The organism is Mesorhizobium sp. WSM4830 (genome assembly GCF_055811495.1).
Window position 1 is genome coordinate 223,420 of sequence record NZ_JBVVQI010000009.1, and the last position, 4,773, is coordinate 228,192.

Sequence of the window (4,773 nt, forward strand, 5' to 3'; positions counted from 1 at the left end):
CCCCCACCCCCCAATAAATCGGGGGGGGTGTTTTTAAGCAATACGGCCGGCGGGTGGCTTGGGCAAACTTTTGGGGGGCTCGCCCCCCCCCGCGCGCCCCGACATCGACGCCGCCGAGATGCAGCCGCCACAGAATCGCCGAGGCATCGACCATGTTGAGCGCCAGCGTCGAGCGCTCGCCATAGATGGGCCCGTCGTAGAGCGCCAGCACCTCGTCGGTCTCGCCGAGATCATAATGGAACAGCGCCAGATGCCACCAATTGTGCACCTGCAGGAAGCTTTCCCGCGTCCACGCTTCGGGATTGGCGCGCATCCACAGAATGCCGTCCTTCTGCCGGCTCTGCATCTCCATGACATGGGCCACCGCATGCTGGGCCCAGCCGTCGCGCGGCTCGATGTCGACCGCCGTGCGGCCAAGCCTTTCGGCGCGCGCGTAGTCGCCCATTTCCTCCAGCCCAAAGGCCTGCATGCCGAGTATGGCGTGGTAGCCCGGCATGCCGCTCTGCCAGGACGGCAGCGCGCGGCCGATGCGGTCGCGCAGCATACGGGCATTGCCGGTGAAGAAGTCGATCTGGTGGCCGGTCTGCAGCGCCAGCGCATCGAGCGGAAACTCGATGGCGATGTCCTCCAGCACGCGGGCGGCCTCGTGCCAGTGTCCGTCCGCAAGGTACCCAAGGGCGGCGACATGCGCCTGCTCGCGTGTCGTCGCGGCAAGCGGCAGCGCTGCCTCGTGACATGCCTTGGCCACCGCCGTCGCCTCTCGCTCGGTGGCGAGGCCAAAGAGATAACCCTTGAACACATGCGCCATGACGAAGCCGGGATCGTCGGCGATTGCCCGGTCAATGGAACCGACCGGATCGCCGATGAAGCACTGCAATTCGCGCACAGCCCGGCTGTAGGACGAGAGCCCGGCCTCCGTCGCGCCGGACAGTGTCAAGCCGAATGCGTCGCTGACCGCCATGGTCTGTCCTTAGTTGCCCGATCGCATCGCCACCGTCGCGATCCCGGCGCCGACCAGCAGCGTGCCGCCGGTGCGGTTGAAGATGCCGATCGCCTTCGGGTTGCGCACCACGTTGCGCGCTCTTGCCGCGATCAGCGCGTAGCCGAAGGCATTGGCGAAGGCGAGCGTCAGGAAGGTCGTCTCGAAGATCAGCATCTGTGTCCAGAAATCCGCGTGTCGGTCGAGGAACTGCGGCAGGAAGGCGACGAAGAAGGTGATGCTTTTCGGATTGAGCGCGGTGACCAGCCAGGCATGCGCCGTCATCTTGGCCGAAGACACCGCATCGGTGCGCGGTTCGGCCCGGAGCGCGCCGCCGGCGCGAAACAGCTTGATGCCGAGATAGATCAGATAGAAGGCGCCGATCACCTTCAGCACCGTGAATACGGTGGCCGACGCCGCCAGCAGCGCGCCGATGCCCAGCATCGACAGTGTCATCGCGGTGAAGTCGCCGAGCGCCACGCCGACTGCCATCGGCAGCGCGGTGCGCCAGCCCTGGCCGAGCGCATAGGACACCACCAGCAGGATGGTCGGGCCCGGGTGACCAGAAGGATTGCCGAGGCGGCGGCAAACGCGGCCCAGTTTTCGAAAGACATTTTCTCCTCCTTGAGCTCAAAGAAGAGGATAAATCCTTGGCCTCGTGAAGATGTAAAGAGGCAAAAATCGAAAAAGCCCCTCGTTAACGCCAGGCGGCCGGCCTTCACGCTTTTTCAACCATGATTGGTGAAAATGCCTGCTATCCGGCCGGACCGTGTTTCCCGCCGATAGCGTAGGGTTTGGGTAAATGCGTGAGTTGCCGCAAGGTCTGTCGCTGCCGCACACCGGCGACGCAATCGAAACCGAAATACAGCTTTCCCGCCGCACGGTGCTGTCCGGCGCCGGTGCGCTGGCGCTGCTCGGAGTCGCCGGCTGCAGCCAGACGCTGGATCTTCCGTCGCTCCAGCTCGACGACGTCACCACCGGCTCGATCCGGCCGGTCCGTCCGAGCATCAGCGTCGACAAGAACATCACCAGCCCCGACGTGATGTACGCTTCGCTCACCGACGGTGGCTTCAACGTGCCGGAAGTGCCCTATCTCAAGGTCAAGCCGGAGTTCCGCCGCCAGATCGTCGTCGATCCGACCGGCGAGCAGCCCGGCACCATTGTCGTTCACTCGCAGGAGCGGCTGCTCTATCTGGTGCAGCCCGGCGGCGAGGCGATCCGTTACGGCGTCGGCATCGGCAAGGACGGGTTCCGCTGGTCCGGCCGCGCCAACATCCAGTACGGCAAGGAATGGCCGGTCTGGACCCCACCGCCCGAAATGATCGCCCGCAGGCCGGAACTGGTGAAATGGCAAAGCGGACAGCCGGGCGGCCTCGACAATCCGCTCGGCGCGCGTGCCCTCTACATCTATCAGAACGGCAGCGACACCGGCTACCGCATCCACGGCTCGCCCGAATGGTGGAGCATCGGACAGGCGATGTCGTCGGGCTGCGTGCGCCTGATCAACCAGGACATCATCGATCTCTACAGCCGCGTCTCCAAGAAAAACCCGGTCGTCGTCGTCTGAACGGCGGCTTCGCTTTCAGTGATCACTCTGCCGTTGCGCGATGCCGCAAGACAGGCGAATGTGCCTGCGATTTTCATCGCCCGGGAGACGTGAACAATGGCCGGAACTTTTGTCATCGCGCAAGGTGGCGGCCCGACCGCCGTCATCAACCAGACGGTGGTGGGCGCCACGCTCGAATTCCGCAAGCGGCATCCCGGCGCCAAGGTCCTTGGCTCCATCCACGGCGTGCGCGGCATTCGTGACGGTAATTACGTCGATCTTTCCGCCATCCCCGAGGACCGCCTGCGGCTGATCGCGGCGACACCGAGCGCCGCGCTTGGTTCGACGCGCGACAAGCCGGATGCCGCCTATTGCGACCTCATCCTCAATGGCTTGAAGAAGGCCGGCGCCGACGCCTTCATCTATATCGGCGGCAACGACACGTCGGGCACGCAGCAGATCCTGACCGACGCCGCCGGCGGCAAGATCGCCTTCGTGCACGCGCCGAAAACCATCGATAACGATCTCGAGGAGAACGATCACACGCCCGGCTTCATGTCGGCGGCGGAGTTCGTCGCCGGGGCATTCCTTTCGGTCGATCTCGATTTCCGCGCGCTGCCGGGCATCTATGTCGGCATCGTCATGGGGCGGCATGCCGGTTTCCTGACGGCTGCGTCCGCGGCATGGCAGCTCGACCAGGACAGCGGCCCGCATCTCGTCTACGTGCCGGAGCGGCCGTTCTCGGCGGCCGGTTTCATCGACGACGTGCGCGCCACGCTCGACCGCCACAAGCGCTGCATCGTTGCCGTCTCCGAAGGCGTCAGCACCGCCGACGGCAAGGCGCTGGTCGAAAGCCTGGTGCCGCCCGAAAAGCTGGAGCGCGACCAGCACGGCAACGTCAAGCTGTCGGGCAGCGACCTGCCGGCAGCCTTGGAGCGCGCGCTCGCCGAAGGGCTGCCGGGCAAGCGGGCGCGCGTCGATGCGCTCGGTTACATGCCGCGCGGCTATGTCGGCGCCATCAGCGCGGTCGACGCGCAGGAGGCCTTCGATGCCGGCGCCTTCGCGGTCACGGTGGCCGACGAGGGCGGCGGTTCGGTGGCGCTGCAATATGACGGCAAGAAAACCGTGCTGAAGAAGGTGCCGCTGAAGAACGTCGCCGGCAAGACGCGCCATATGCCGGATGATTTCATGCTGCCCGATGTCAACCGGCTGTCCGATGCGGGCATGGCCTATCTGAAGCGGCTGGTTCCGCAAAAGTACAAGGTCGGCAAGCCGTTCGTCTGATGCGGCTTGATCTGATGGACAGCTGGTTCAGCAAAACCATCGTCGATGCAGAGACGACGATGCTGACCGAGCCCTTCGTGCACGAATTCGTGCGCGCCAACATCTGGCATTTGCGCGGCCGCGACGTCGACCTGCTGGTCGACACCGGCATGGGGATCTGCCCGCTGGCGCCTGAGATCGACACGCCGGCCGGCAAGCCGCTGCTCGTCGTCGCCACGCACATCCATCTCGACCATGTCGGCTCGCTGCACGAGTTTCCGTTGCGAGCAGGGCCGAGCCACAGCGCCGCGCAGTTCGACAGCATGGATGAGGCGGTGACCTACGCCTACATGTTCCACGATCTGGAAGGCGCCGTCTCCAGGCTGCCGGCAAAGGGCTGGAAGGCGGCCGACTACAGGATTCCACCGGCGGCGCTAACCCGAACGCTGGACGAGGGCGATGTGGTTGATCTTGGCGACCGGCAATTGCGCGTCCTGCATCTGCCCGGCCACTCTCCGGATTCGATCGCGCTGTTCGACGAGGCAGACGGCCTGTTCTTCGCCGGCGACGCCATCTACGACGCCATGCTGATCGACGACCTGCCGGATTCCGATCGCGCCGCCTACCGCCGCACGATGCAACGCCTGCTCGAGCTGCCGATCCGTATCGGCCACGGCGGTCATGGACCGAGCTTCGACGGCACGCGGATGCGCGAGATCGCCACCGCGTATCTCCGCCGGACCGACGGGACAGCGGCATAGCAAGCCTTAGCGGGGCAGTGAGGCGGCGGCGGCGAACCTGAAGGGATTTGTCTTGGGCAGCTATTTTGTTCTTGCTTTGTGCCGGCAGCTATGCTACTAATCTGGATATGGTGATCATTCGCCCCAACGACCCGCCGCGAGGCGGGTTTTTTGTTGTGTGCCGAGCATGATCGACAGCTTGGAGGTGCAAGTCCTCTACCCAGCCTGATGACGGCGAAGGGTTA

4 protein-coding genes and 1 pseudogene are annotated in these 4,773 nt (G+C 64.9%); 3 read left to right on the forward strand and 2 right to left on the reverse strand.

Translation table 11 applies throughout. The features are described 5' to 3' along the window. A partial coding sequence (locus tag AC0L2Y_RS14725; RefSeq protein WP_473557192.1) for a tetratricopeptide repeat protein occupies positions 1 to 961 on the reverse strand: 961 nt, incomplete at its 3' end. A 9-nt stretch (positions 962 to 970) separates the two neighbouring features. Then, a pseudogene (locus tag AC0L2Y_RS14730) lies at positions 971 to 1,593 on the reverse strand (LysE family translocator). 188 nt (positions 1,594 to 1,781) lie between these two features. Between AC0L2Y_RS14730 and AC0L2Y_RS14735 the strand changes: the two are divergent. The 3 genes from AC0L2Y_RS14735 (at position 1,782) to AC0L2Y_RS14745 (ending at position 4,549) form a co-directional block, all read left to right on the forward strand. Next, the gene (locus AC0L2Y_RS14735; RefSeq protein ID WP_352490412.1) at positions 1,782 to 2,546 is read left to right on the forward strand and encodes a L,D-transpeptidase; all 765 of its coding nucleotides are present in this window, start codon (positions 1,782 to 1,784) and stop codon (positions 2,544 to 2,546) included. Between the two features lie 96 nt (positions 2,547 to 2,642). After that, positions 2,643 to 3,809 carry a diphosphate--fructose-6-phosphate 1-phosphotransferase gene (locus AC0L2Y_RS14740; RefSeq protein WP_473557195.1) on the forward strand — a complete coding sequence of 389 codons (1,167 nt, stop codon included), beginning with the start codon at positions 2,643 to 2,645 and terminating at the stop codon, positions 3,807 to 3,809. A gap of 14 nt (positions 3,810 to 3,823) precedes the next feature. Next, a complete protein-coding gene (locus AC0L2Y_RS14745; protein WP_473557197.1) occupies positions 3,824 to 4,549 on the forward strand; it encodes an MBL fold metallo-hydrolase in 726 nt (241 codons plus the stop codon). The last annotated feature ends 224 nt before the right edge of the window (positions 4,550 to 4,773 follow it).